The organism is Arthrobacter sp. Marseille-P9274 (assembly GCF_946892675.1).
Classification (GTDB): domain Bacteria; phylum Actinomycetota; class Actinomycetes; order Actinomycetales; family Micrococcaceae; genus Crystallibacter.
On the sequence record NZ_CAMPOV010000003.1, the window covers coordinates 94,308 to 120,116 of the forward strand.

General features: G+C 68.2%; 21 protein-coding genes and 1 riboswitch. Of the genes, 5 read left to right on the forward strand and 16 right to left on the reverse strand.

Annotated elements, in window-relative coordinates:
- Positions 1 to 88 precede the first annotated feature (88 nt).
- The 7 genes from OC550_RS17830 to OC550_RS17860 all read right to left on the reverse strand — a co-directional run bounded on the left by OC550_RS17830 (position 89) and on the right by OC550_RS17860 (position 8,688).
- Positions 89 to 1,465, reverse strand: coding sequence for an FAD-binding oxidoreductase (locus OC550_RS17830; RefSeq protein ID WP_262107277.1), 1,377 nt, complete (start codon positions 1,463 to 1,465; stop codon positions 89 to 91).
- 62 nt (positions 1,466 to 1,527) lie between these two features.
- Positions 1,528 to 2,643: an ABC transporter ATP-binding protein gene (locus tag OC550_RS17835; protein WP_262107278.1), complete on the reverse strand. Its 1,116-nt coding sequence runs from the start codon at positions 2,641 to 2,643 to the stop codon at positions 1,528 to 1,530.
- Positions 2,636 to 3,430 (reverse strand): ABC transporter permease, encoded by a 795-nt coding sequence (locus OC550_RS17840; protein ID WP_262107279.1) that lies wholly within the window; start codon positions 3,428 to 3,430, stop codon positions 2,636 to 2,638. Before OC550_RS17840 ends, OC550_RS17835 begins: the two co-directional genes overlap by 8 nt.
- Complete coding sequence (locus OC550_RS17845) at positions 3,427 to 4,347, reverse strand: ABC transporter permease (RefSeq protein ID WP_262107280.1); 921 nt, start codon at positions 4,345 to 4,347, stop codon at positions 3,427 to 3,429. Before OC550_RS17845 ends, OC550_RS17840 begins: the two co-directional genes overlap by 4 nt.
- On the reverse strand, positions 4,344 to 5,453 hold the full coding sequence (locus OC550_RS17850) for an ABC transporter substrate-binding protein (RefSeq protein WP_262107281.1): 1,110 nt from the start codon (positions 5,451 to 5,453) through the stop codon (positions 4,344 to 4,346). Before OC550_RS17850 ends, OC550_RS17845 begins: the two co-directional genes overlap by 4 nt.
- A gap of 56 nt (positions 5,454 to 5,509) precedes the next feature.
- Entirely contained in the window at positions 5,510 to 6,085 is a 576-nt protein-coding gene (locus OC550_RS17855; protein WP_262107282.1) for a helix-turn-helix domain-containing protein, read from the reverse strand.
- Positions 6,086 to 6,204: 119 nt separating this feature from the next.
- On the reverse strand, positions 6,205 to 8,688 hold the full coding sequence (locus OC550_RS17860; protein WP_262107283.1) for an FAD-dependent oxidoreductase: 2,484 nt from the start codon (positions 8,686 to 8,688) through the stop codon (positions 6,205 to 6,207).
- A 59-nt stretch (positions 8,689 to 8,747) separates the two neighbouring features.
- Here OC550_RS17860 and OC550_RS17865 point away from each other — a divergent pair, with 59 nt between their 5' ends.
- On the forward strand, positions 8,748 to 9,395 hold the full coding sequence (locus OC550_RS17865) for a TetR/AcrR family transcriptional regulator (RefSeq protein ID WP_262107284.1): 648 nt from the start codon (positions 8,748 to 8,750) through the stop codon (positions 9,393 to 9,395).
- Between the two features lie 29 nt (positions 9,396 to 9,424).
- Positions 9,425 to 10,039 carry a dihydrofolate reductase family protein gene (locus tag OC550_RS17870; RefSeq protein WP_262107285.1) on the forward strand — a complete coding sequence of 205 codons (615 nt, stop codon included), beginning with the start codon at positions 9,425 to 9,427 and terminating at the stop codon, positions 10,037 to 10,039.
- Here OC550_RS17870 and OC550_RS17875 read toward each other — a convergent pair.
- Together OC550_RS17875 and OC550_RS17880 are read right to left on the reverse strand one after the other, a co-directional pair.
- Positions 10,008 to 10,700, reverse strand: a complete 693-nt coding sequence (locus OC550_RS17875; protein WP_262107286.1) for a DNA alkylation repair protein — start codon at positions 10,698 to 10,700, stop codon at positions 10,008 to 10,010. The two genes, OC550_RS17870 and OC550_RS17875, sit on opposite strands and share 32 nt — an antisense overlap.
- Positions 10,701 to 10,754: 54 nt before the next feature.
- Positions 10,755 to 12,680: an FAD-binding monooxygenase gene (locus tag OC550_RS17880; RefSeq protein WP_262107287.1), complete on the reverse strand. Its 1,926-nt coding sequence runs from the start codon at positions 12,678 to 12,680 to the stop codon at positions 10,755 to 10,757.
- A gap of 232 nt (positions 12,681 to 12,912) precedes the next feature.
- Between OC550_RS17880 and OC550_RS17885 the strand changes: the two genes are divergently transcribed.
- Together OC550_RS17885 and OC550_RS17890 are read left to right on the forward strand one after the other, a co-directional pair.
- Complete coding sequence (locus OC550_RS17885) at positions 12,913 to 14,205, forward strand: CynX/NimT family MFS transporter (RefSeq protein ID WP_368736946.1); 1,293 nt, start codon at positions 12,913 to 12,915, stop codon at positions 14,203 to 14,205.
- A 136-nt stretch (positions 14,206 to 14,341) separates the two neighbouring features.
- On the forward strand, positions 14,342 to 14,788 hold the full coding sequence (locus OC550_RS17890; protein WP_262107288.1) for a pyridoxamine 5'-phosphate oxidase family protein: 447 nt from the start codon (positions 14,342 to 14,344) through the stop codon (positions 14,786 to 14,788).
- Here OC550_RS17890 and OC550_RS17895 read toward each other — a convergent pair.
- Entirely contained in the window at positions 14,772 to 16,466 is a 1,695-nt protein-coding gene (locus OC550_RS17895; protein ID WP_262107289.1) for a ribonuclease J, read from the reverse strand. The two genes, OC550_RS17890 and OC550_RS17895, sit on opposite strands and share 17 nt — an antisense overlap.
- Before the next feature lie 471 nt (positions 16,467 to 16,937).
- Here OC550_RS17895 and OC550_RS17900 point away from each other — a divergent pair, with 471 nt between their 5' ends.
- Positions 16,938 to 18,098 (forward strand): M14 family zinc carboxypeptidase, encoded by a 1,161-nt coding sequence (locus tag OC550_RS17900; protein WP_262107290.1) that lies wholly within the window; start codon positions 16,938 to 16,940, stop codon positions 18,096 to 18,098.
- Positions 18,099 to 18,179: 81 nt separating this feature from the next.
- Here OC550_RS17900 and OC550_RS17905 read toward each other — a convergent pair whose 3' ends face one another.
- The 6 genes from OC550_RS17905 to OC550_RS17930 are packed head-to-tail and all read right to left on the reverse strand — an operon-like array spanning position 18,180 to position 25,534.
- Positions 18,180 to 19,400: an acyl-CoA dehydrogenase family protein gene (locus OC550_RS17905; RefSeq protein ID WP_262107291.1), complete on the reverse strand. Its 1,221-nt coding sequence runs from the start codon at positions 19,398 to 19,400 to the stop codon at positions 18,180 to 18,182.
- Between the two features lie 28 nt (positions 19,401 to 19,428).
- Complete coding sequence (locus OC550_RS17910) at positions 19,429 to 20,865, reverse strand: LLM class flavin-dependent oxidoreductase (RefSeq protein WP_262107292.1); 1,437 nt, start codon at positions 20,863 to 20,865, stop codon at positions 19,429 to 19,431.
- A gap of 2 nt (positions 20,866 to 20,867) precedes the next feature.
- Positions 20,868 to 21,977 (reverse strand): ABC transporter permease, encoded by a 1,110-nt coding sequence (locus tag OC550_RS17915; protein WP_262107293.1) that lies wholly within the window; start codon positions 21,975 to 21,977, stop codon positions 20,868 to 20,870.
- Positions 21,974 to 22,912, reverse strand: a complete 939-nt coding sequence (locus OC550_RS17920; RefSeq protein WP_262107294.1) for an ABC transporter permease — start codon at positions 22,910 to 22,912, stop codon at positions 21,974 to 21,976. The genes OC550_RS17915 and OC550_RS17920 overlap by 4 nt, the downstream gene beginning before the upstream one ends.
- Positions 22,909 to 24,456 (reverse strand): sugar ABC transporter ATP-binding protein, encoded by a 1,548-nt coding sequence (locus OC550_RS17925; protein WP_262107295.1) that lies wholly within the window; start codon positions 24,454 to 24,456, stop codon positions 22,909 to 22,911. The genes OC550_RS17920 and OC550_RS17925 overlap by 4 nt, the downstream gene beginning before the upstream one ends.
- Positions 24,440 to 25,534, reverse strand: coding sequence for a substrate-binding domain-containing protein (locus OC550_RS17930; protein ID WP_262107296.1), 1,095 nt, complete (start codon positions 25,532 to 25,534; stop codon positions 24,440 to 24,442). The genes OC550_RS17925 and OC550_RS17930 overlap by 17 nt, the downstream gene beginning before the upstream one ends.
- A gap of 91 nt (positions 25,535 to 25,625) precedes the next feature.
- Positions 25,626 to 25,722: riboswitch (SAM riboswitch) on the reverse strand.
- Positions 25,723 to 25,809: the final 87 nt, after the last annotated feature.

Here is a 25,809-nt window from a genome sequence, read left to right on the forward strand (position 1 = left end):
CCCGGTGAGGCCCGATCCTATACCCGGCCGGAGCCTGCGCTCCAGCAAAAGCGTGCCCTTTTGAGCCGACGCATTTTGAGCCGACGCGCTAGTAGCCGCGGCCCGAGACCTTGTCCGCGAACAAGGCCAGCTTCGACGTCCTCGCGAGGCCTCTCGCCTCGGCGCGGTCCGCCCGGTGGTACAGCGCGTACATGGCCTGCACCGCGATCCAGCGCAGCGGCTCGAACTCCCACCGACGGATCTTCCGGTTGACCCACGGCATCGTGGCCAGCTCGCCGGCGCTGCCCAGCACCAGGCCGCTCAGTGTCCTGCCGGCCAGGTTGGTCGCGGTGACGCCGGTGCCGACGTAGCCGCCGGCCCAGCCGAGGCCGCTGGCCGGGTCGTAGCCGACGGTGGCCTTCCAGTCCCGCGGCACGCCGAGCACCCCGGACCACGCGTGTTCGATCGCCTGGCCGCGGGCCGCCGGGAACATGCCGTGCAGGATGGAGGTCAGCATTGCGATGGTGCCCGGCTGCGTGGCGCCGTCCGTATCCGTCCGGGAGCCGTAGCGGTAGGGCACGCCGCGGCCGCCGATCGCGATGCGGTCATCTGCCGTGCGCTGCAGGTAGACGTAGGCGTGCGCCAGGTCCTCCAGGGTTTCGTGCCCCTCCCAACCGATCTCGTCCCAGGCTGCGGCGGGCAGCGGCGCCGTGACGATCATGGACGAGTTCATCGGCAGCCACTCGCGGTGCAGTCCCTTGAGGTTCGCGGTGAACCCCTCGGTGGCCCGCAGCACGTGCCGTGCCTCGACCCGCCCGCGCCGCGTCACCGCCGCGCCGGGGAGGATCTCGGTGACCTCGGTGTCCTCGTAGATCGACACACCCAGGCGCTCGACGGCGGCGGCCAGGCCACGCACGAGTTTGGCAGGGTGGATGCGGGCGCAGTGCGGGACATGCATCCCGCCTAGCGCGGAAGCGACCTTCACCCGGTCCGCGGTTTCCTCCGAGGTCAGCAGCCGGGCGCCGCCCTCGGGCCAGCGCTGCTCCTCCTCGGCCAGTTCGTGCAGTCGGGCCAGCTGCGCGCGGTTGCGGGCCACCAGCAGCTCACCGCCCTTGACGATGTCCGCGTCGATCCCCTCGGCCTCGGCCACCTTGCAGACCTCGTCGACGGCCTCATTGAGCAGTTCCTGGAAACGTCCGACGACGGCGCGGCCGTGCGACTTTTCGTAGCCGGTCCGCCCTCCGGTGATGGTGTTGGCCAGCCATCCCCCGTTGCGGCCCGAGGCCCCGAAGCCGGCGAACCGGGCCTCCAGGACCACGACGTTGAGCGAGGGCTCGGCCTTCTTCAGGTAGTAGGCCGTCCACAGCCCGGTGTACCCGGCGCCGACAATCGCGACGTCGGCCCGGAGATCGCCGGGCAGCGGAGGACGGGGCGCCGGCACGCCGCCCGCGGCGTACCAGAAGGAGACGTTGCCGTTGACTGTCACTCGGGAACCTTTCTGCGGAGGGATACAGGTCTGCGGGAGGAATATAGCCCCGTGGGCGGAACTCAGGTCGTGGACCGGGAGCCGGTGTCGGGCAGCAGCGAGCCGCGCTCCGGGCGCCAGGATGCGAACGCGCGGTCCCCGGCCTCCAGCCCGGCTCCCCGGCTCAGCGAACCCCGCACGATGCCGGTCGAACCGTCGGGCAGGACCAGCTCGAACTTGCGGCCCGAGCCCAGGTAGATGCTCTGCGTGATGGTCACCGGGCAGTACTGGTGGCCGGCCGGAATGTCCTCCTCCCGCCACGAAAGATGGATGTCCTCGGGCCGCAGCACCAGCGCGGCCGGACCGCTGAAGGGCTCCGAGGTGCCGCGCAGGGCGGCGCCGTGGAAGCCGAGCGTCCACTCGTTGCCCTGCCACTCGGGCTCTCCGCGGAGGACCGTCGATTCGCCCATAAAGGTCGCCACGAACAGGGTCCGCGGCCGCTCGTAGAGCTCGTGGCTGGGGCCGACTTGCTCGATGCGCCCGTTGTTGAAGATCGCGATCCGGTCGCTGAGGACCAGCGCCTCCTCCTGGTCGTGCGTGACGAAGACGAAGGTCCGCCCCACGTCTTGGTGGATCCGCTTGATCTCGAGCTGTAGTTTCTCCCGCAGGTTCTTGTCCAGCGCGCCGAGCGGCTCGTCCATCAGCAACGCGCGGGGCTCGAAGACCATGGCCCGGGCGAAGGCGACCCGCTGCTGCTGGCCGCCGGAGAGCTCGGCCGGCTGGCGGTTTTCGTAGCCGCCTAGGCCCACGGTTTCCAGGACCTCGGCCACCCGCCGCTTCTGTTCCGCCTTGGCAACCTTGCGCTGCTTGAGCGGGAAGGCAATGTTGTCTTCGACGCTCATGTGCGGGAAGAGCGCGTAGTGCTGGAACACGACGCCGAGCCCCCTCCGGTGGGAGGGTATGTTGTCTACCCGCTCGCCGTCGATCTCGATGTGCCCCGCGCTGAGGTCGGTGAACCCCGCGACCAGGTTCAGGGTCGTGGTCTTGCCCGACCCCGACGGTCCGAGGAGGGTCAGGAATTCGCCCGGCTCGATGGTCAGGTCGATGTCCTCAACGGCCGTGGACCCGGCGTAGTGCTTGGAGACGTTACGGATGTCGATCCGGGTCCCCGTCTTGGTGATGGTGCTGGTCTCAAGCACGTTTCCTCCTGCGAAGGCTGAGAAGTCCAATGGTGATGATCGCGGTGGTCAAAAGCATGATCATGGTCGCGGCCGCCGCAATGGTGGGATCGGTGTCCCGCGTGACGGAGGCGTACATCTTCACCGGAAGCGTTTCCAAGTAAGGGCTCTTGATGAAGATGGACAGGACAACCTCGTCGAAGGATGTCACGAACGCGAAGAGCGCCCCGGAGACCACGCCGGGCATGATCAGCGGCAGCTGGACCTGGCGGAAGGCCGCCCAGCGCGAAGCCCCCAGGCTCAGCGCGGCCAGGGTCAGCCGGTCGTCGTACCCGACCAGCGTCGCCGAGACAGAAATGACCACGAACGGTAGCGCCAGGACGCTGTGCGCCAGCACAAAGCCGGGAACCGTGCCAAGCAGCTGCAGCTGCAGGAACGTGGCGTAGACGCCGATGGCCAGCACGATCGCGGGCACCACGATCGGCGCCAGCAGCACAGCCTGTGTGGCGCCGGCCGCCCTGCGGTTGGTCCAGCGGCGCAGCCCCACCGCGGCGGCCGTGCCGAACACCGTCGCTACTAGCGCAACCAGCAGGCCAACGGTCAGGGAGTTGCCCAGCGCGCGCATCCAGGTGGGATCGGCGAAGAAGTTTTCGTACCAGCGCGTCGACCATCCGGTGGGCGGGAAGGCCAGGGAAGCCTTGTCCGTAAAGCTGAGCGGAATTACGACGGCGGTCGGCAGCACCAGCAGTGCGGCCACGACCGCGGCAAACACCCACAGGAGGCTGCGGGTCACCAGCGTGTGCTTCATGCCGCCTCCCGTTTCACCGTGGCGCCTCGCCGCCGACGGCCCACCCTGCCGAGCGCGGCCGCGGCCGCCAGCAGCACCAGGACGGTCACCAGCAGGACCACGCCGAGCACACTGCCGCGGCCCCACTGCAGCTGTCCATTGACCTGGGCGTAGATGTACTGCGAGACCAGCATCTCGGTCGGCGAACCCAGCAGGGCCGGGGTGATGTAGAAGCCGAGCGCCTGGATGAATACGAGCAAGCTACCGGAGAGGACACCGGGCATGGCCAACGGGACGAAGACCTTGAGGAAGGCCGTGCTCGGCCTGGCGCCCAGGCTCGTCGCCGCTTGCATGAGCCGCATGTCCACGCCCGCCATAGCGTTGTAGAGCGGCAGCACCATGAACGGCAGCAGCACCTGCACCATGCCGATCAGCACGCCGGTGGTGTTGCGCATGAGCGGCAGCGGCCCGATGCCGAACAGTGCCAGCCCCTCATTGACCAGGCCGTTGTCCTGCAGGAGGATGATCCATGCGAAGGTCCGGATCATCAGCGAGGTCCAGAAGGGCACCATCACGAGCACGGTCAGCAGCGTCTTCAGGCGCCGGCCCGAGATGACCATCAGGTACGCGTACGGATAGGCGAACGCGAGGCAGATGACCGTGGTCAGGAAGGCGACCCAGACCGTGCGGAGCAGGACGCCGATGTTGGTCCCGCCGTCGAAAAACCAGGCGTAATTCTGGGTGCCAAGCTCGGGGTAGGCGAAGCTGCGCCAGGCCGCCACCAGCAGCGGATAGGAGAACATCGCGGCGACCAGCAGGGCCGCCGGCAGCAGCAACAGGAAAACAGTCCAGCCGCGGCCCTGCCGGCCGGCCGCTGTGCCGGGCGTTGGGCCCGCGGATGCCGCGGGCCCAACGCTGCTTTCAAGCAGGGCTGTCATCCGTTAATCCAGGCCAGGTACTTCTCGAGTGCCGCCGGGTAGTTCTCGCCCCACCAGGTGAAGTCCGAGACCACGAGCTTGTCCTTGATCTCGGGCGCCGAGACGAGATACTTCTTGGCGAGGTCGTCGATCTTGGGTTCGGACTGCGTGTTGATCGGCGAGTAGGACGTCGTCTCCGTCAGCTTCTCCTGCTGCTCCTTGCCCAGGTAGTAGTTGATGAACGCCATGGAGGCCTTCGGATTCTTTGCGTTCGTCGGTACACCGAGGACGTCCGCGACCAGCACCCCGGTATCCCAAGCGGGCTCGTACTTTGCGCCGTTCTTCACCGCCGAGTAGGCCCTGCCGGACCAGACCACGGCCATGTCTGCCTCGCCGGTCTCAAGCATCTGCTGCGACTCAGCGCCCGTGGACCAGTAGATGAGCTGGTCCTTGATGGTGTCGAGCTTCTTCAGCGCTCGGTCGACGTCAAGCGGATAGAGATCCTTCTCCGCCACGCCGTCGGCGAGCAGTGCGCCCTCGATGACCGGCCCGACGTCGGAGCCGTTGATCGCGCGCTTGCCCGGGAACTTCTTCACGTCGAAGAAGTCCGCCCAGGTCTTCGGCGCGTTCTGCCCGTACTTCTCCGTGTTGTACATGACCACGTTGGCGTACTGCATCGCCGGGACGTAGCAGTCGCTGGTGAGCTCCTCCGGCACGTTGGAGATATCGATGATGTTGTAGTCCAGCTTCTGCAGGTTCTTCCCGCACTGGCCGGCGGCCCACGTGGAGTCCATGTCCACGACGTCCCAGGTGACGTTGTTCGATTCGACCTGCGCCTGGATCTTGGCGTACTCCATGGGTCCGTCGGAGAGGACGGTTGCGCCCGACTCCTCCCCGAAGGGCTTGCCCGCAGCCTCCATCTGCCCGTCCTGGTAGATCCCGCCGTAGGAGGCGAACGTCAGTGTGTGCCCCTGAAGAGCGTCCGCCTTGATCGTTCCCGCCTTCGCCGGGCCGCTGCCCAGGTCGACCTCGGCGGACGGGGCGGCTCCCCCGCAGGCCGTCAGGCCCAGGAGTCCGACGGCGGCGAGCGCCAGTGCTGCGCGGCCGCGGTTCATGGTCATCCTCATTGTGCTTCCTTTCAACATGGCGTTATGGCGTTCTCAAGAGGGATGGCTGTCAAAGCTCAGTCGGGGGTGGGCGGGCTGATGATCCACAGCACTTCGGCCGTATCGCCGCCGGTGTTACGCAATCCGTGCGGCACGGAGCTATACAGGTCCACGAGATCCCCTTCGGCCAGGACGTAGGCCTGGTCGCCGACGGTAACCTCGACGCTGCCCTTGAGGCAGATGACCATTTCCTGCGCGTGCCCGTGGCTGTAGGGTTCAGCGCCGGTGGAACCGCCCGGCAGAAGCTCACCGGCATAGACCTCGAGGTTGCGAAGCGGCGTGGCCGAGAGCAGATATTTGGTCAGGCCGCCCTCCGCCTGCACCTTCTTCCGATCCTCCCGTCGAAGAACCCCGCGGCCCTGGCCGTGCTCGCCGTCGACAAGTTCCGCGATCGTCATGCCGAGCACGCGTGCAATGTTGCGCAGGGTCGAGATGCTGACCCCGGACCGGCCGTTCTCGAGGTGGGAGATGAAGCCCGCGCTCACTCCGGCGTCGGTAGCCAGCCGGCGGAGCGAAATCCCGCGCAGCACGCGGGCGGAACGAATCCGGCCGCCGATCTCCACGCCATCCGGCGAAGCCTGCTGAACCGCCACGACACCTCCAGTGACATGGATCACATTACAGAGCGTTTAGTAACACCATACGGACAGGACAACACTCCTGGCTAGGTCTGTGAGGCAGATTTAATAATTCGTTATTGGATGTGGCGACTCTATCCGCGCATCCGCTCGCCCGCCGGGTCGTAGAACGGGCGGCGGCTGAGCAGTGCCGGCACCAGCACGCCCTTTATCCGAACCTCGGCCTCGACCTCGCCTGCGGACACCACATCGGCGGCGACGCGGGCATGCCCCACCGCGGCGCCCAATGTGTGGCCATAGGCCCCGCTGGTCATCTGGCCCACCACGGTGCCGCTTACCAGCACGGCCTCGTCGTGGTGCAGCAGCGGGTCGGAGTCCAGCAGCTTCACATAGACCGTCCGCTCCGGCAACGCCTTCCGGTCCAGGTCCCGCAGGGCGGGGCCGCCGGCGAAGCCGAAATCCTTAGAGTCGGCGACCGTGAAGCCGAGGCCCGCCGTGTAGGGGTCGTCTGCGGGTCCGATGTCGTGGCCGAGATGGCGGAAGCCCTTCTCGCTGCGCAGCGAATCCAGCGCGTGGTATCCGGCCATGCGGGCCCCGAAGGCGTTGCCGGCCTCCCACAGCTGGTCGAACACGGCGACCGCCAGCTCCGCCGGCACGTACAGCTCGTAGCCGAGCTCCCCCACGAAACTCAACCGCAGCGCCCGGACCGTCCCGCCGCCGAGGGGAACCTCCGCCGAGTGCGTGTAAGGGAGATCCGCGTCGGACCAGACGCCCGGCGAGATCGATTCCAGCAGCTCCCGGCTCTGCGGCCCCATAACGCCGAGCACCGCCCACCCGCTGGTCGCGTCGAAGACCGCCGCGGCCCTCCCCCGCGCCTGCGAGCGCAGCAGCCCGAGGGTCAGGTCCTGGGTCGCCGCCGGGGTGATCAACCAGAATCTGTCGGCTTCGAGCCGCAGGACCGTGCCGTCCAGCTGGATGCCGCCCCGGGCCGTCAGGGCCAGGGTGTAGACCGCCTTTCCGACGGCCACGTCGACGTCGGACGTCACCATCTCCTGCAGGACCTCCAGCGCGTCCGGCCCCGCAATCTCGATTTTCGCGAAGGACGAGAGGTCGAAGATTGCGACCCCGTTGCGCGCGGCCTGATGCTCGCGGCGAACCGGCTCGAACCAGTTCTGGCGCCCGTAGCTGTATTCGTAGGCCGGCGAGGAGCCGGGCTCGCCGTACCAGTTGGCTCGTTCCCAGCCGTTCTGCTCTCCGAAGCCGGCGCCCAAGGCGGCTACCCGTTCGTGCAGCGGGCTGCGGCGGACATTGCGCGCGGTCGTCGGCTGGAGCTGCGGCCAGTGCATCGCGTACAGCCGGCCTAGGGCCTCCTTCGTGCGCTCGTGGAGGTAGCGCGGATTGGACTGGTGCCGCGAGAAGCGGCGCACATCGACGGCGGAAGCGTCGAACGCCGGAGCCCCGGAGAGCATCCATTCGGCCAGCTCCTTGCCGACCCCGGGCGCGAAGATGATGCCCTGCGAGTTGAAGCCCGCGGCGATAAAGAGCGAGCCCACCTCCGCCGTCTCGCCCAGCAGGAAGTTCCCGTCCGGCGTGAAGGATTCCGGTGCGTTCAGGAAGCGCTCGAAGTCGGTGACGGCGAGGACAGGAACGGCGGCCTCGGCCTTCGCGCGGATCGGCCCGAAGTGCTCCCACGCCGCAGGGAACTCGGCGAAGCCGTCGGAGCCAACCTCCGCCGCGCTCCGTGGGATGCCTTCGGGCTCGAAGGCGCCGACCAGCAGGTGTCCGTCCTCGCCGCGGATGTAGTAGTGGTTATCCAAATCCCGGAACACCGGCGGCCGGGCGATGTCGTCGGCGACCTTCCCGGTGCGGACGTGCACATGCTCGGCGGGATACAGCGGCACGGGTGCGCCGGCCGTGGCGGCCAGCTCCCGCGTCCACAGCCCGCAGGCCAGCACGACCCGCTCCGCATGGACCACCCCGCGGTCGGTACGGACCCCCACCGCGCGCCCGGCTTCGACGAGGACCTCCTGGACCCGGACGTGTTCGTGGATCGAGGCGCCGTGCTCGTGGGCCAACTTCGCCAGCGCAATGGCCGCGTAGCCCGGATTGATGTGACCGTCGCCCGGGACTAGGAGGGCCTTAAGGATGCCGGAGGGATCGGCGGCCTGCCACAGGCTGCGCACATCCTCGGGTTCCATCAGCTTGGCATCGATCCCATTAAGGACGGCGACGTCGTACGCATAGTCCACCTCGTCCGCCCGCCCGGGGGTTCGGGCCACCATCAGCGAGCCCCGCCGCTCGAACGCCACCTCGATCCCTGTGCGGGACTCAAGACCCGCATACAGACCGATGCCGTAGCTCGCCAGCTTGGTGAGCGCCGTCGTCGTCCTGCTGCCCGTCACGAGGCCGGCCGCGTGCCACGTGGTGCCGGACCCAAGGACGTTTGCCTCCAGCAGCGCGACGCCCGTGCCGCGCTCGGCGAGGTGGGCCGCGATGCTGGCGCCGGCGATTCCGCCGCCGATCACCAGGTTCTCGACGCGCTCCGGCAGCGGCGCGGACGACTCGCCCTCCGTCAGGAACAGGTGGGCACCAATGGTCTTGTCTACGAGCCGGTCCATGCGAAACATCCTTCTGAGCGAGGCAGCCAGTGCGTCCAATAATGAATTATTGTTTTGCTGTGGGCAAGGGTTGGGCCACGCTTATTTTCGACAAGCTAGGCTCGGACCAGTTCCGCACAAGGATCGGGGAGAAAATGCCGCTCAAGCGCGACCGCGTCCTCAAGGCTGCGGAGCGGCTCCTTGCCCTGTACGGCGTGGACGGGATCCGGCTCCGGGACATCGCTGCCGAGGCCGGGGTTTCCATCGGCCTGATCCAGCACCACTTCGGCAGCCGCGACGACGTGGTGCGCGAAATGCTGCTGGCGGCCAACGAGGAACGCATCCGCCAATGGACCGCCCAGCTGGACGGCGTGGAGGACAACCGCGAGCGGCTGCGCCTGCTGCTGTCCGGGGCGCTGAGCAGCCGCGAGCGCTGCATCGTCTGGACGGAAAGCTGCGCCGCGGCCAGCCGGAATGACTTCCTCCAGCCGTTGGTATCGGCCACGAACAACGCCTGGCGCAGCTGGGTGGTCGAGACGATCGAACGCGGCGTGGCCGACGGGACCTTCACGCTTCGAGCCAGCCCCTCCGAGACGGCCAAGATGCTGGTCGCCCTGGTCGACGGGCTCATGCTTGCGGTGGCGGCGGACGACGACGGCATCACCCTTGAACAGGCCTCGAACCTGCTGCTGCACGCCGTCGCGCCGCATGTGGGGGTCGACTTCTAGATCCGGAACGAGATGAAGGAGAACCGGCTATGAGCACGATCGTGGTGCAGGCATTCATAACCCTCGACGGCGTCGTCCAGGCGGGCGGCGGGCCCGACGAGGACCGCGAGGGCGGCTTCGAGCACGGCGGCTGGACGGCCGAATATGACGAGCGCGACGGCGGTGAAGGCGGTGAACTTGTCGCCGCCTGGGAAAGCAGGACCGAGGCCCTGCTGCTCGGCCGCAAGACCTACGAGATCTTCGCCGGCTTCTGGGGCGTGTGGGACGAAGACGCCGAAGGCCTGCAGGGAGAGCTGACCCGCAGGTACAACCGCATCCCCAAGTACGTGGCATCGCGGACTCTGACGGAGCTCGGCTGGAAGAACTCGCAGCTCCTCGGCGCCGATGTGCCGGCAGCGGTGGCGGAACTCCGCGCGAAGCCGGGCGGCGAAATCCGCGTGTGGGGAAGCACGCAGCTGATCAGGACGCTGGCGGAGCACAACCTCATCTACGAGTACCGGCTCGCCGTCTATCCGCTCGTGCTCGGCACCGGCAAGAAGCTCTTCTCCGACGGCTTCCCGCTCAGCAGGTTCGAACTGATCGAGACCCGCGCCCTCCGCTCCGGAGTCCTCATCAACACCTACCGGCCCTCCGAGGCGGGCTAAGACCCAGCCGGCCGGCATGGGGCAGGGTCAGCTCCGGCCTCGTCTTGCCCACCTCTGCGACGACCTTTGAGGCCGCCTCTTCGACGATGCTGCGTTCCGCCCCGGAACCCGGCGATCCCGGGAGCGCGGCATTCACGCGCCGCGCGAAGCCGTCCCAGTCGCCGCCGCCGTTCTTGAGTGCCCGCAGCGGGGAGAGCAGGGCGGCGCGGCGGAGCCAGGGGTCGGCTTCGTGCGCCCACCGGTCGAGGACGGCGTCCGCCTTCTCCCGCGCCGGGGCGGCGAGCCGCTCCACCATCGGCCCGACCACGTCCACAACCAAGGGATCAACCAGCTCACGTAGCCGGGCCGAGCGCACGAACCCCTCGATCCGCGTCAGGTCCGAGTTGTCCAGCAGCCGGAGGTTGGACTGCAGCAGCACCACCGCCGCGAGGCGCCGCTCGAACACCGGCACTGACCACAGCTCCGATGCCAGCGCGGTCACCTCGTCACGAGCCAGCCCCGGGTACCGGCGGCCGGCGTCGCGAATGGTTCCGCGGACGGCGCCCACGCTCGAGCCGTAGTAGCGCAGCGCGTGGCCCAGCCGCGCCGCCCAGTCCTCGGCGCGTTCCCACGACGCCTCCCGCTGAAGGGCTGCGTCCACGAATTCACCGGCATCGCTCACCCGACCATTCTTGCGCCGGACCGCTGCTCCGTCACAGCCGGCCCGACCGGCCGCTTACGCCTGCGCCACCAGGATGCCGTTGAAGAAGGCGGCGAGCTCCTCATGCGCGTCGAGCGGCAGCACGTGCGCGACGTACTGGTCCGGTCGGACCACCACCAGCGCGCCCTGCTGGCGGTCGATGCCGCGCTCGTCGAAGATGTCCACACCGGACTTGAGGTCCGGAGTGAAGACCTTCTCGTAGTCGGTCAGGCCGAACGGACCCTTCTTCGGCAGCAGGACCTCCGGCACCTGGTTGACGTCGAGCTCGCGGTGGCCCTGCTGGTAGACGGCCCGCAGGTCGAAGACGGAGTCCGGGTCCGCGCCGGCCGGGGTGAACCGGCGCAGGGGCGAATCCGGTGAGTCGGCGAGGAACCGCAGCAGCCCGGCCAGGCGGGAGTCGGCGGCGTCCGGGCGGGTGGAGTCGGCGAAGGCGTAGAGCCGCCAGCGGCCGTCGGCCTGCGCCACGTGCCCGAGGCCCAGCGGCTTGCCGTCGGCCAGCCGCACCACCGGCGCGGAGTAGAAGCGTTCGCCGACCGGGAAGCCCTTGGCCAGGTGCTCGTGGGTGTCCTCGCCGGTGATCATGTTCGGCGCGTAGTCGGTGCCGAAGCCAGCGGTGAAGCGGCCTGCCTGCACGAACTGCCGCTCCACTTCCTGCGGGTCCAGGCCCTCGTCGTCGGGGTTGTTCGGGTCCTTCACCTTGGAACCCATGGTCTTGGACCAGCGCGTGTCGAAGTCGATCAGCTCCTGGGCGATGGCCCGGCGCTCCTCGGCGTAGGTGTCCAGCAGGGACTCCGGGCTGCGCCCCTCGAGCACGGCGGCGAGCTTCCAGCCGAGGTTGAAGCCGTCCTGCATCGAGACGTTCATCCCCTGGCCGGCCTTGGCCGAGTGGGTGTGGCAGGCGTCGCCGGCGATGAAGACGCGCGGGCTGCGGGTGCCGCGTTCCTCCGGCAGCACGTCGTCGAACCGGTCCGCGATCCGCTGGCCCACCTCGTAGACCGACCACCAGGCAACGTCCTTGACCTCAAGGGTGTAGGGGTGCAGGACCTGCTGCGCATGCTCGATGATCGTGTCCACCGTGAACCGCTTGCGGGCCTCGCGGTCCGCCGGGTCCAGGTCGCCCAGGTCCACGTAGAAGCGGACCAGGTAGCCGCCCTCGCGCGGGATCAGCAGGATGTTGCCGCCGGCGGACTGGATGGCGGCCTTGAAGCGCACGTCGGGGAAGTCCGTAACGGCCAGGACATCCATGACGCCCCACGCATGGTTCCGCGCATCGCCGCGCAGTTCCACGCCGATCGACTTCCGCACGGCCGAGCGGGCACCGTCGCAGCCCACCACGTACTTGGCGCGCACGGTGACGTCTTCGCTGCCGCCGAGCTCGGTGGTCCGTCGCAGGGTCGCCTCCACGGGGTACTCACCGTCGGGATGGACTACGACGGCGGTCGCCTCCAGCCCGTAGTCCGGTTCCAGCCGGCTGGGCGACTTCCGCATGTGCTCGAGCAGGTAGGCCTGCATGCGCGCCTGGTTCACGATCACGTGCGGGTACTCGGAGAGGCCGTCGGCGACGTCCTGCACGCGGCCGCTGCGGACGATCTTCGAGTGGTCCTGCTCGTCCGGCCGCCAGAACACGGTCTCGTTGACCCAGTACGCCTCGCGGACCAGCTTCTCCGCCAGACCGAACGCGTTGAACATCTCGACCGTCCGGCAGGCCACGCCGTCCGCCTGGCCGAGCTCCAGCGGGCCCTCGCGCCGCTCGACCACCATGGTCCGGACGCCGGGGAACTCGGCCAGCTGCGCCGCCAGAACCACGCCCGCGGGGCCGGTGCCGACCACCAGCACGTCCACCTCTTCGGGAAGCCGGCCGCCGTGACCCTCCTCGTGGCCCGGCGCTGCCGGACGGTCTTCGGGGTCGCCGGGACGGTAGCCGTCAAGATAGAACTGCATGGGTGCTCCTGAAAATGTGAAGTGCCCCCCGGACGTCGTCGGCGTGGGAGCTTTGCCTCACATCGTAGTGAGCGCGGTTACGTGCAGCCAAAAAAATTCTGCTGGCCAGAATCAACTTCTCTGTGTTACAGCGATTTTCCGGGACGATTGCCACTGATTCTGAACAACAGAATTCGTCCGGCCGATGCGGCGCACCTGCCCGGCGCCTTCGACGACAGCGGGCCTGGCCTCAGTGGCATATGGTGCTGAGGGACCCGGGCAACGTGCCCGCGACGCCGACGCCAAGGAGCCTGCCACGCACGGACCATCAATCCCCCGCCAGTCGCTGCCCTGGGTCATCACCGGAATCGTCATGCTGGCGCTGAGCCTGCGCGCCCCCATCATCGCGCCGACGGCGGTGATCGGCGACATCCAGGCGGACACCGGCCTGAACGCCGTGGGCGCGGGCCTGCTCACCGGGCTGCCGGTGCTGCTCTTCGCCCTGGCCACGCCGCTGGCGACGCGCACGATCCGCCGCTTCGGCCCGGAGGCCACCGTCATCCTGTGCCTGGCCGGGGTGCTGGCCGGCACAGTGATCCGTTCGATCGGCCCCGCGGCGGTCGTGCTGGCCGGGACAGCCATCATCGGCGTTGCGCTGACCCTGGGCAACATCGTGGTGCCGGTGATCATCCGCCGCGACGTGCCCTGGCGGAAGGTCTCGGCGGTCACGGGGGCGTACTCGGCCACGATGAATGTCGGCTCCATGGCGACCCTGCTCGCCACCGCTCCGCTCGCCGCGCTGTTCGGCTGGCGGTGGGCGATCGCGGCCTGGTCCGTCGTGACCGCGGCGGGTCTGGCCTATTGGCTGATCTGGGGACGCCCCAGGTTCGGCCCGGCCGACGGCGCAAACGGCGGGGCGCGGGCGCAGGGAAGAACGCCGGAGCCGGCAGCTGTGGACGGTCCCGGCGCAGCGGCAGCGACGAGCCGGAACCGGCGGATCGTCGCCCTATTGATCCTCGCGTTCTGCGGGCAGTCCGGCGCCTACTACGCCACCACCGCCTGGCTGCCGCTGCTCCTGGCCGATACGCGGGGGCTCGCCCCGGCCGCCTCCGGCGCCACCGCCTCGTTGTTCCAGATCGCCGCCATCGGCGGCGCCTTCGGCGTGCCCCTACTGGCCGCGCGGGCCCGCACCTGGATTCCGGTCGCGGTCATCGGGCTCTGCTGGATCACCCTGCCGATCGGCCTGCTCCTCGCCCCGGAGGCCTACGTCATCTGGTCCATCATCGGCGGCATCGCGCAGGGCGGCGGGTTCACGGCGATCTTCTCCATCATCCCGCGCATCGCCCGGAGCGACAGCGAGGCCGCCTCCGCATCCGCCCGAGTGCAGGCCGGCGGCTACCTGGCCGCCACCTGCACTCCGCCCCTGGCCGGCTGGCTCAACAGTATTACGGGTGCCTGGTCCGCGCCGCTGCTGCTGGTCCTCGGGCTGACCCTGGCTTTCAGCGTCGGCGGGCTGCTGGCCGCACGGCTGTCCGAGCGGCGCTGAGCAGGTCCCGGCACATCGACTGCGGCGGCACGTGCGTTCCGCGGTTACGACGCCGGCACTTACCTTCCGCGGTCAACAGAACTTGAATGCCGCCGTCGTCCTCCCCCTCTTGCGCGCCCGCCCCTAGACTGGGGCCATGACTGACGAGGACGATGCCCTGTACGGAATCAAGCACCTCTCTTCGACCGAATGCTGGGACGCTATCCGGAGCGCCGAAGTCGGCAGGCTCGGCGTGATTATCGACGGGCGCCCGGAGATCTTCCCCGTGAACTACACCGTGGACGGCGAATCCGTGGTGTTCCGCACCGGAGAGGGCACCAAGCTGGATGGCGCGCTCTCCGGCAACCCGGTGGTGTTCGAGGTGGACGGCTTCGACCCGGAGTCCAAGCGCGCGTGGAGCGCAGTGGTCAAGGGCGAGGCCGGGATGCCGGAAAGCACCCAGGACATCGTCGAGACACTCGACCTGCCCATCTTCCCCTGGCAGGGCGGCATCAAGAGCCGCTACGTCAGGATCGTGCCGGCCGAGGTGACCGGCCGGCGGTTCCGGGTGCAGGCCGGCGGGGCGGCTACGCCTCGACGATAATGACGGTGACCACGGGCTTGCGCCGCAGCTGACGGTCGGACCAGCGCACCAGGTCGCGGGCGATGGCCTGCTCGGCGTCGGGGCCGGCCTTGTCGCCCTTGAAGTTGGCCAGCGTCTTCTCCACGATCGACGTCGCCTTGTTGAGCTCGCCGTCTGCGGGAGCGAAGCCGACGGGGAAGAACTCGGGGTCCTCCTCGAGCTTCCCGGTGTCCGGGTTGACGATCGCCAGCACGGTGATCGCGCCGTCCTCGGCCAGCCGGAGGCGGTCCTGTAGGGATTCCTCGGTGGCAGCGCCGGCCACCATGTTCTCCACATAGACGTAGTCGGCCGCGACCCGGCCGGACACGCTGGCCACGCCGCCCTTGAGGTCAACCGTGACGCCGTCCTCGAGCACCAAGGCCCTCTTCGGGTCCACGCCGGTGCGGATCGCGAGTTCGGCGTTGGCCTTCAGGTGCCGGTGCTCGCCGTGGACCGGCATGACGTTGCGCGGCCGGACCAGGTTGTAGCAGTAGACCAGCTCGCCGGCGGACGCGTGCCCGGAGACGTGCACCTTCGCGTTGCCCTTGTGCACCACGTTGGCGCCGAGCTTGGTCATGTCGTTGATGAGGCGGTAGATCGAGGTCTCGTTGCCCGGGATCAGCGAGCTCGCCAGCAGGACCGTGTCGCCCTCGGTCAGGTCGATGACGTGGTCCTTGTTCGCCATGCGGGCCAGTGCCGCCATCGGCTCGCCCTGCGAACCGGTGCAGATCAGCACGGCCTTGGTCGGGGCCATCTTGTCGAGCTCCTTGAAGTCCACCAGCATGCCCTTGGGGATGTTCAGGTAGCCCAGGTCGCCCGCGGTCTTCATGTTGCGCACCATGGACCGCCCCACGAAGGCGACCTTCCGGCCGTACAGGGCGGCGGCGTCGATCACCTGTTGGATGCGGTGGATGTGGCTGGCGAAGCTGGAGACGATGATCCGCCGCGGCGCGGTGCGGAACACCTCGTCGATGGCCGGGGCCAGGTCCTGCTCGGAGATCTGGAATCCGGGCACGTCAGCATTGGTGGAGTCCGGCAGGAACAGGTCCACGCCCTCCTCGCCGAGCCGCGCGAAGCCGGCCAGGTCGGTGATGCGGCCGTCCAGCGGGAACTGGTCCATCTTGAAGTCGCCCGTGGCCAGCACCAGGCCCGCAGGGGTGCGGATCGCGACGGCCAGGCCGTCCGGAATGGAGTGGTTGACGGCCAGGAACTCCAGGTCGAACGGCCCGAACTTCTTCTTGTCGCCCTCCTTGACCTGTACGGTCTTGGCGGTGATGCGGTGTTCCTGCAGCTTGGTCTTGATGAAGGCCAGCGTCAGCTGCGCCGAGATCAGCGGGATGTCGCTGCGTTCCTTCAGCAGGTACGGGATGCCGCCGATGTGGTCCTCGTGGCCGTGGGTCAGCACCACGCCGACGATGTCGTCCAGGCGGTCCCGCAGCGAGGAGAAGTCCGGCAGGATCAGGTCCACGCCGGGGTGGTGCTCCTCCGGGAACAGCACACCGCAGTCCACGATCAGCAGCTTGCCGCCGTATTCGAACACCGTCATGTTCCGGCCGATCTCGCCGAGGCCGCCAAGCGAGACGATCCGCATGGCCCCCTTCGCGAGCCGGGGCGGGGTCTGCCGCGCAACGGGGGTGGAATGGCGTGAAGTCCTGGTCATGGGATCCGATCTCTATGGCGTCTTACAAGGTCGGGCAGCAAGGCCCGTTGTGCCGGCTGGCCGGCGGAATGTCCTGGGGGCCGAGACGCCCTGCGACGGATCGGCGGCTGCCCGCGCATCGACAGCGGGACAGCATAATTCGCCTTCGACTCTATCACCGCAGCGGGGCGCAGGCACCGCCGACCGCGGCTCCGGGACAAAACCCATAACGACGGCGGCCGCGCACCTCAAATCCCGCGCGACCTCTGATCATATCCCCCTTGGCCTCAGCTGCACCCCGGCCTGCAGGAAACACAGCAGGATTGTCCGTTTTTACCGCAAACCATGATGAAACGCTTGACCTGCTTCAGGCCGCTGGCAACGCTTGGGATGTCCCAATCACTCGACCCAGGAGACACAGTGAGCCCAAATTCCCGCAGACTATTCGGTGCAGTCGGCGCCGCAACCATGCTGTGCACTATGATTTCGGCCTTGCCCGCAGGCGCAGCTCCGGCGGAAGCCAACACCCCGGGCCAGGGCACGTGCAGGACCTGGGAGGATCCGGAATTCTCCGGCTGGACCAGCTACGAGGAACTGGGCCCCAAGCTCCAGTCGATTGCAGCCACCAGCAAAGGCCGCGTCGAAGTCGAGGTGGCAGGCCAGTCCGCGCTCGGCCGGAACCTGTACACCGCCCGGGTCGGCACGGGAGAGCGCGTGCTGTTTGTCCAGAGCGCGATCCATGGCAACGAACGCACCGGTACGGAAGCCCTCCTGAACATCCTCAAGGACCTCGGTTCCAGTAGCGACCCGGAAACCCTGCGGGCTTTGGAAGAGGTCACCCTGGTCACCATGCCCATGGCCAATCCCGACGGCGGCGAGTTGAACCGCCGGACGAACGTCATGTCCTGGGACGAGACGGAAGCCCTCCATCCGCAACTCGAAGGTGCCCCGCCTGCCTGGTACCACCGGCCGAGCAACGGCGGTATCAACCTGCCCGGCTTCGACCTGAACCGCGATTTCAACCCTGACCTCGATTATGTCCCGCAGCCTGGCGACCTGCCCGGCTTGCAGGAAAACGCCGGGTTCTTCCTCGCTCCGGAATCACAGACGATTAGGGACCTTTACGTGGACCTGCGCGAGGAGTTCGGCGAGGTGGACGCTGTCGTCGACCTGCACCACATGGGCCCCTGCGACGCGCAGACCGGAGGCGAGCAGGACGGCAAGCACATATCCGTGGCCCTGGACTACCCGCCCCTGGGCGTAAACGACGGCGCGGCGTACCAGGACGACTGGCCGCTTCTGGACCAGGACAAGTCCCGCCGCTACGCGCTGGCCGTTGCCGACGGGATCAAGGAGCGTTACGGCCAGCAGTCGCCGCTTGCCGCCGTGGGACGCTACTTCCACCCCGAAGACCGCGAGTATGCAGGACAGGGACGCTCCGCCTTCGCCCTCAACGGTTCCGCCACCGTTCTCTTCGAGGTCAGGGGCCAGTCGAACACCTTCGGCCAGAAGATGAAGGGCATGCTCGTGCAGACCGTGCAGACCGGCCTTGAGTCGCTGATCGATTCGATGGCAACGGGCGAAGTCGACACCCTCGACGGCGACGACTTTTTCGAGTACCCGGACTATGGCTGGGCTGTATCGAACGACTGATTGACAGGCAGGGGCGGCCGTTCCGCAACGGCCGCCCCTGCCATCGTTTCCTACGTCATTATTCCTAGGTGTAGGGGATTCCTAGGTGTAGAGGGACAGCGGCTGCAGTTCGCCGTGCAGGTAGTAGGCCGCGACCTCGATCTTCTTGTAGTCCACCGGGTCGTGGAGGGAGTGGGTGCGCACATTCCGCCAGAACAGGTCCAGGCCCACCGAGCTCTTCGTGGAGCTCGCGCCGGTGACCTCATAGATCCGGTTGGCGACCTCGAGGCCGATCTCGGTGGCCACCACCTTCAGCTCGGCAATGGCGACGGCGAACTCGCCGCGCTGGGCGGCCGTCAGGTCCGAGGAGCGTGCGACCTCGCGGTCATAGCGCCGGTTGAGCTTTTCGGCGAGCGCCTCGACGGCGGCCGTGCGGGCCTTGAGCTCCCCGAGGACGCGCTGGAAGACCGGGTCGTGGGAGTAGGTCGCGGCGCCGGAGAGGAACCAGGAGTTCTTGCGGGCGAGCAGGATCTCGCGGCCCTGCCGCAGCGCACCCTGGGCGACGCCGAGGTAGAAGTTGGCGAAGCCGAGCTGGACGCCCGGGGTGAGGATCGTGGAGATCGGCTCGTCCGTTACCTCGCCGAGGATGTCCGCGGGGCGGACCGGCACGTCGGTGTACTTCACGGAACCGGAACCGGTCAGCCGCCGGCCGAGGTTGTCCCAGTCGTCCACGAGCTCCAGTCCCTCGCGGCTGGTCTCCAGCACGAAGGCCAGCACCTTGCCGTCGTCGTCCCCGCCCTCGATGGCAGCGTTGATGATGATCACGTCGCCCACGCCGGAGCCGGTGGAGAAGCGCTTGAGCCCGTTGAGCCGGTAACCGTCGCCGTCCGGGGTGAGCACCAGCGTGGGGTCCACCGGATTGACCGAGTCGCCCCAAAGCCAGCCGCCCTCTGCAGTTCGCCGCCACCAGGCGGCCTGGTCTGCCGGCTCCGCGTAGAACCCAATGCAGGCCTGGTTGAAGTAGTGGTACGCCAGCAGCTGGGAGATGGAGCCGTCCACGGTGGCCAGGATGCGCACCGTTTCGAAGGCGGACTCGAAGTGCCCGCCACCGCCGCCGAATTCGACCGGGGCCAGAAGATTGAGCAGTCCCGAGGAGCGCAGCAGCTCAGCCTCGGCGGCCGGCTGCCGGTTGGCGCGGTCGCGCTCGAGGACGTCGGGGGCCAGCTGGTCCGCGACGGACTGGGCGACGGCGCGCCAGTGCTCGAGTTCGGCCTCGTCGGCGGTGCCGGCCCAGGGCGTGCGAGGCAGGGTTTCGATAGTCATCTTGGTCCTTCTCTCGGAGGTTGGAATGTCAGCGGGTGCTCAGGATGGCTTCGGGTGTGTCCGTCGCCGCCGAGTCGGCGGCGCTCGGTGCGCCCGCGTAGGCGCCGCGGTAGGCGGCCGCCGCGTGGTCGTCGGCCACCCGGGCGTGGCCGGGGCCGGCGAGGTACTCGCGCAGCGTGGAGCCTTCGTAGTCCTCCCACACGCGGCCGCGCTTGCGCAGCTCCGGCACCACGAGGTCCACGAACTGTTCGAAGGACCCCGGGGTGATGGCGTAGGCGAGGTTGATGCCGTCGAGGCCGGCGACGTCGACCCAGCGCTCGATCTCGTCGGCTACGGTTTCCGGGGAGCCGACGAGTACTGGCCCGATGCCGCCGATGCCGAGGTAGTCGGCCACGGCGTTGGGCGTCCAGGAACGCTGCGGGTCCGCCGTCGTAAAGATGGACAGCGCGGACCTGGCCGCATTCGTCTCCAGGTACTTCAGCTCCTCCTCGCCCGCATAGCGGGAGAGGTCCAGTCCGGACCAGCCGCCGTAGAACGTCAGCGCGCCGTCGCGGGAGGAGTAGGACTGGTACTCGCGGTGCAGCTTCTGAGCCTCCGCATCCGAATCGGCGACGACGGCGGTCACGAGGGCGTAGAACTTCGCCGCGTCGCGGGGGCGGCCGGCGGCCTCGAACTCGTCCCGGGTCGCGTCCGTGGCCTTGCGGGTGATCTCGGGACGGATGGAATTCAGGAAGATGCCCTCGGCGTGCTTCGCCCCGAAGGCGCGGCCGCGCGGCGAGGCGCCGGCCTGGAAAATCGCCGGCGTGCGTTGCGGCGACGGCTCCGAGAGGTGGATGCCCGGCACGTCGAAGTATTCGCCCCGGTGGTTGATCGGGTGGACCTTGGACGGGTCAGTGTAGACGCCGCGTCCTAGGTCCTTGACCACGGCGCCCTCCTCCCAGGAGCCCTCCCACAGCTTGTAGACCACGTCCATGAACTCGTCGGCCAGATCGTAGCGGGCGTCGTGATCCAGTTGCCGGGTCATCCCGAGGTTCCGGGCCGCCGACTCCAGGTAGCTGGTGACCACGTTCCAGCCGATGCGGCCGCGCGTCAGGTGGTCCAGCGAGGAGAACTTCCGCGCCAGCGCATAAGGCAGCTCGTAGGTCAGTGCGCTGGTGACGGCGAAGCCTAGGTTCTTGGTGACGGCTGCCATCGCGGAGATCTGCATGAACGGGTCGTTCAGGGGCACCTGGTCGGCGTCGAGCAGCGCGGGCGCCGACGAGTTCCGGTAGACGTCGTAGATCCCCAGCACGTCGGCGAGGAAGATCGCGTCGAACGTTCCCCGCTCCAACGTCTGTGCGAGGCCGGTCCAGTACTCGAGCGTGTTGTAGGTGTCGGCACGGTTCTCCGGATGCCGCCAGAGCCCCGGGCTCTGGTGCGTCGGAGTGGTCATGTCGAAGGCGTTGAGGCTGATGCGGTTGGCCATGGCTACTCGGCTTTCTGTCTGTGGATGGTGGCGGCGGGCCTCGCGAAAAGCCGCTTCAAGGCTCCCGCGCGGGCGGTATCGCCGCGGGAGAGCAGGACCCCGAGGAGCAGGATCGCCAGCAGGACGATTCCGCGGCCCAGCCCCTGCCAGAAGAAGGAGAGGCCGATCAGGTTCATCCCGTTGCTGAGCAGGGCAAAGATCAGCACCCCGACGAGCGTGCCGGGCACCGAAGCGCGGCCGAACCGGCTCAACGTCGCCCCGATGAACACGGCGCCGATGGCATCCATCAGGTACGCCTGTCCGCTCCCCGGAACGAAGCCGTTGGTGCGCGAGGCGAGGATGACGCCGGCGAAGGCCGCCACCAGGGAGCACAGCAGGTACGCACTGATCTGCAGCCTGTGGATCCGGAGGCCTGAGATGCGGGCCGCAGAGGGCTGCTCGCCGGCGGCGGTCACCGAACGGCCCCAGCGCGTAAGACCCAGGAGGACGGCGACGACGACGGCGACGATCGCCGCGCTGATCACGACCCCGTCGAGGTCCACGACGTAGCCTCGGCCCAGCAGCGCGAACTCGATCGGGACGCGCGGCGTGGACAGGTAGATCGGCGCACCGCCGCCGGTCAGCAGCTGCTGGACGCTGGTGCCGATGAACCAGACACTGAGCGTCGCCAGGAACGGCGGAATCCGCAGCCCCACGACCAGCAGGGCGTTGACCGCCCCGACCAGCAGGCCGAAGACGAGTCCCGCAACGATGGCCACCCAGGCGCGGTAGCCGTCGGCGATCAGCGCGGCGGCTGCCAAGGCCGCCAGGTCGAGGGCGACGCCGACGGACAGGTCGATTCCTCCGGCCCGGACCACGACGGTCAGCCCGACCGCGACCAAGGCCAGGATCGCCATCTGGCTCAGGACGCCCGCGAGGTTGTCGACCGTCAGGAACACCGGCGACAGCAGGCTGAAGATGAAGAGGATGGCCGCGAGCGCCACCGGAGCGATGAGCCGCGGCAGGAGCCGGAGCAGCTGGTCCGTGCGGCTCGGGCCCACGCGTCCACCATGCTGTTTGTCGTGCGGCTTTCGCGGCTGGTTCCGGACAGAGGGTTGATGGGTCAGCGTCATCTCGTGGCGCTCCTTCCTCGAACAACGACGACGGCGAGCACCAGCAGGATCAGCACGCCCTTGGCGGCCCCGATCCACTGGCTGGCCACGCCGAGGAGCGTCAGGCCGTTGGCCAGGCCCGCCACGAATACCGCGGCGACGACAGTTCCCGGCACGTTGACCACCAGGCGGCGGGAGAAGACCGTGGACATGTAGGCGACCAGGATGATGTCCAGCAGGATCTGGGTTCCGATGCCCGGCACCGCGGCGGAGAGCCGCGAGGCCAGGATGATTCCGGCGATCCCGCCGAGCAGCCCGCTGATGACGTAGCTGGTAAAGCGGTAGCGGGAGGGCGCCAGGCCGGCGACGGAAGCCGCGGTGGCGTTCTGTCCGACGGCATAGCTGTTCACGCCCCAAGCCGTCCTGCCCAGCGCCCACCACGCCACGAAGGCGATGACGACCAGGAACAGCACGGCGGCGGGCAGGCCGAGCAGGCTCCCCTGGCGCAGCCACAGGAACAGCTCCCCCTCCAGGGCGACCTTGATGTTCTCGCTGACCACGAGTTCCAGCGACGTCGCGATCCCCATGGTGGCCAGCGTGGCCAGCAGGGGCCTCAGGCCGAGGACCACGGCGGCACCGTTCACGGCGCCGGCGGCGACGGCCACGGCCGTGACCGTCCCGGCGAGGCCGGCAACCGCGCCGATGGACAGGTCGATGCCTCCCTCGAGGACGTCGTCCCCGCCGGTGATGATCACGATGGCCAGTCCGATCCCGGCGACGGCGAAGACGGCGGCCTGGTTCAGGACGGAGGCGAGGTTGGACCACTGCAGGAAATGCGGTGATCCCACCGCGAAGACGGCCAGGACAAGCACGACAATGGCGTAGCCGGCCCAGGTGATCAGCGCTGGCCTGGTGCGCGGAGCCGCGGAGGCCCCCGCGAGGGTGGTGGCGCTCATGCGAACTCCTTGGTTTTTTTGGCGGTGTCAGAGCCGTCGGCGGCACCGGAGGCGATCTCCAGGATGCGGTCGGTCGTCACGTCGGGACCGGACAGCTCCGCCACGGCCTTGCCGCGGTACAGGACCAAGGTGCGGTCCGCGATGCCGACCAGCTCCTCCAGGTCAACGGTCACGACCAGGACGGCCGCCCCGCCGTCGACCAGTTCATTGATCTGCGTGTAGATCTGCGATCGGCTGCCGACGTCGACTCCCGAGGTCGGCTGGTCCAGCACCAGCACGGCCGGTGCGGTCTGGAGCCACTTGGCCAGGACAACCTTTTGCTGGTTGCCGCCGGAGAGGCTCCCGGCCACGGCCGAACCATCGGCCGGCCGCACGTCGAGCTTCTCGATGAGCCGTTCGGAGAGCCTCCGTTCCAGGCGCGGCGAAATGAATCCAAGCAGCCGGGAAACGCGGCCCAGGCTCGCCATCGACAGGTTCTCCTGCACGGTGTTGCGAACGAAAATCCCGTCGCGCCGCCGGTCCGACGGAACATATGCTCCGCCGTCGGCGACGAAGTCGGAGATCCGCCGAATGGGTTTCCCCTTGAGAGTCACGTCCCCGTGCCGGCGGCTCATGCCGGTGACGGCGTCGGCCAGCACGTCGATGCCGGAACCCACCAGCCCGGTCACGGCGACCACTTCGCCAGCCCTGACCTCGAGGTCCAGCCCGTCGAGCGCGCCGGGGACCGTCAGCCCCGAGACGCGCAGGGCCGGGCGATCGTCCTGCGGCCGGCGGGGCTCGCGGCCATGTTCGAATTCCACGACCTTGCGCCCGACCATCAGCTCGACGACGTCCTCCAGCGTGTCCCCGTCGCGGAGCCGGACGTCTCCGACGTTGCGGCCGTTCCGCAGCACCGTGATCCGGTCGGTGATGTCGTTGAGCTCCTGCAGGTAGTGCGAGATGTAGATGATCCCGACACCGTGGGACTTCAGGCGCCGCAGCGTCCCGAAGAGCTGCTCGGCTTCCCGGGCGGCCAGCGGGGCCGTCGGCTCGTCCAGGATCAGCACGCGCGGCTCCGAGAGGACCGCGCGGGTGATCTGGATCAGCTGCTGCTGGGCGACCGTGAGCTGATCGATCAGCAGCGACGGGTCGATCTCCCGGCCGGTGATTTGCTGGATGTCAGCGGCGGCGCGTGCCTCGAGCTGCCGGGAACGGACCCAGCCGCCGCCCAGCCCGCGCTGCCCGAGGTAGAGCTGCTCGGCAACTGTGAGCTTCGACGCGAAGTGCCGGTCCTGGTGGATGACGTGGATTCCGAGCGCCTCAGCGTCGGCAGGTTTGGTGATAAGCACCGGCTTTCCGGCGAGCTCGATGCTGCCGCCGTCGGCCGTGTAAAGACCCGTCAGGATCTTGATCAGGGTCGACTTCCCGGCGCCGTTCTCGCCGACCAGCCCCAGGATTTCGCCGGACGCCAGGGAGAGATCGACGTCGGCAAGCACCCGTGCGGCGCCGAAGGACTTGTTGATCGCCCGCATCGCGAGCAGCTCGCTGCTAGATTCCGAGTTCACTGCGCACCTGATTCACGTTCGACTTGTCGACAAACACCGGAGGCAGGTAGCTGGTGTTGGGCACATCGTCCTGCCGGTCGCCCAGGAACAGGGCGACGTTCTCGGCCGACTTCGCGGCCATCGCCTTGGTCTGCTGCGCCACCGTGAACTGATAGGCACTGCCGGGATCGGCGATCAGGTCCAGCGCACCGGGTTCGGCGTCGACGCCGTACAGCTTGATGTCGTCGCGCCCGGCCGAGTCGATCGCCTGCGCGGCCCCGATCAGCGGGATGTCCCAGCAGCTCCAGACCGCATCCACTTCGCCTTCGGGCAGGCGCCGCAGCTGGTCCTGGATCTGCTTCTTCGCGTCCTCGATGGTGCCCTCGTACTTGTCCTGCAGCTCGGGCTCGAGGATCTCGATGCCCGGGTAGTCCTCGAGCACCACCTTCAGTTCGCTGTACCGGATGCGGCACGGGGCCACACCCGGGAAGCCGTTGAACGCCAGGATCTTGCCCTTGCCGCCGATGTCCTCCGCCAGCGTCCGGGCGAGGGTGGAGCCGATGACCCAGTTGTCGCTGGTGACGTTGTTCTTGCTGTACTCCGACTGGAAGTCGATGGTGAACAGCGGGATGCCCGCGTCGTCGACCTTCTTCAGCGCCGGTGAGAGCGTCTGGGAGTCACCGAGGATCACAACGATCGCGTCCGGGCTCTGCGTGACGAGATTTTCGACGTCGGTGACGTGCTTGTCATCCTTGGCCTCCGCCTGGGTGGCAATCACCTTGCCGCCCCGCTGCTCGATGCTCGCCTGCAGTTCCTCGTAGACCACGCGGCTGAAGTCGTGGACGATGTCCTTCGCGGCGATGCCGATGGTCTTTCCCTCGAGCGAGGGTGCGTCGGCGACGGAATTCTCCTCCGCGGCGGGGACATTGGCAGCGCCTGCCCCTGCCTGCGGATTGGCTCCGCCGGACTGCGGCACCGGCTCCTTGAGGGAGCAGCCGGTGACGAGCAGCGAGGCCGCGGCGATCAGGCCGATGACCCGGAAAATCGGGCGGTGCGGCCTGGTGGCACGGCGGTTGGCTGTGGCTTTGGTCTTATGCATGGTTCGTGTCCTTCGAATGTCCAGGTGATGGAGGAATCGCGAACCAGCCCGCGCTGCACAGCTGCGCATCAGTGCGGGCGAAATCGTTAGATCTCCATCGGTCCTGGCCGAAGCACTATCCATGGCGGGAATCCATGAACTTGCTGCGGCGTCGACGAGCCAGGTCTCTCGGCCGCTCTAGATGGTGTGGATCCATTGAACAATGTGAAGGCGTCCGGCGCCGCCCGGGCGTCACATGGCGGGGCTCCCGGCTCAACGGAAAGTCACGTGCTGCC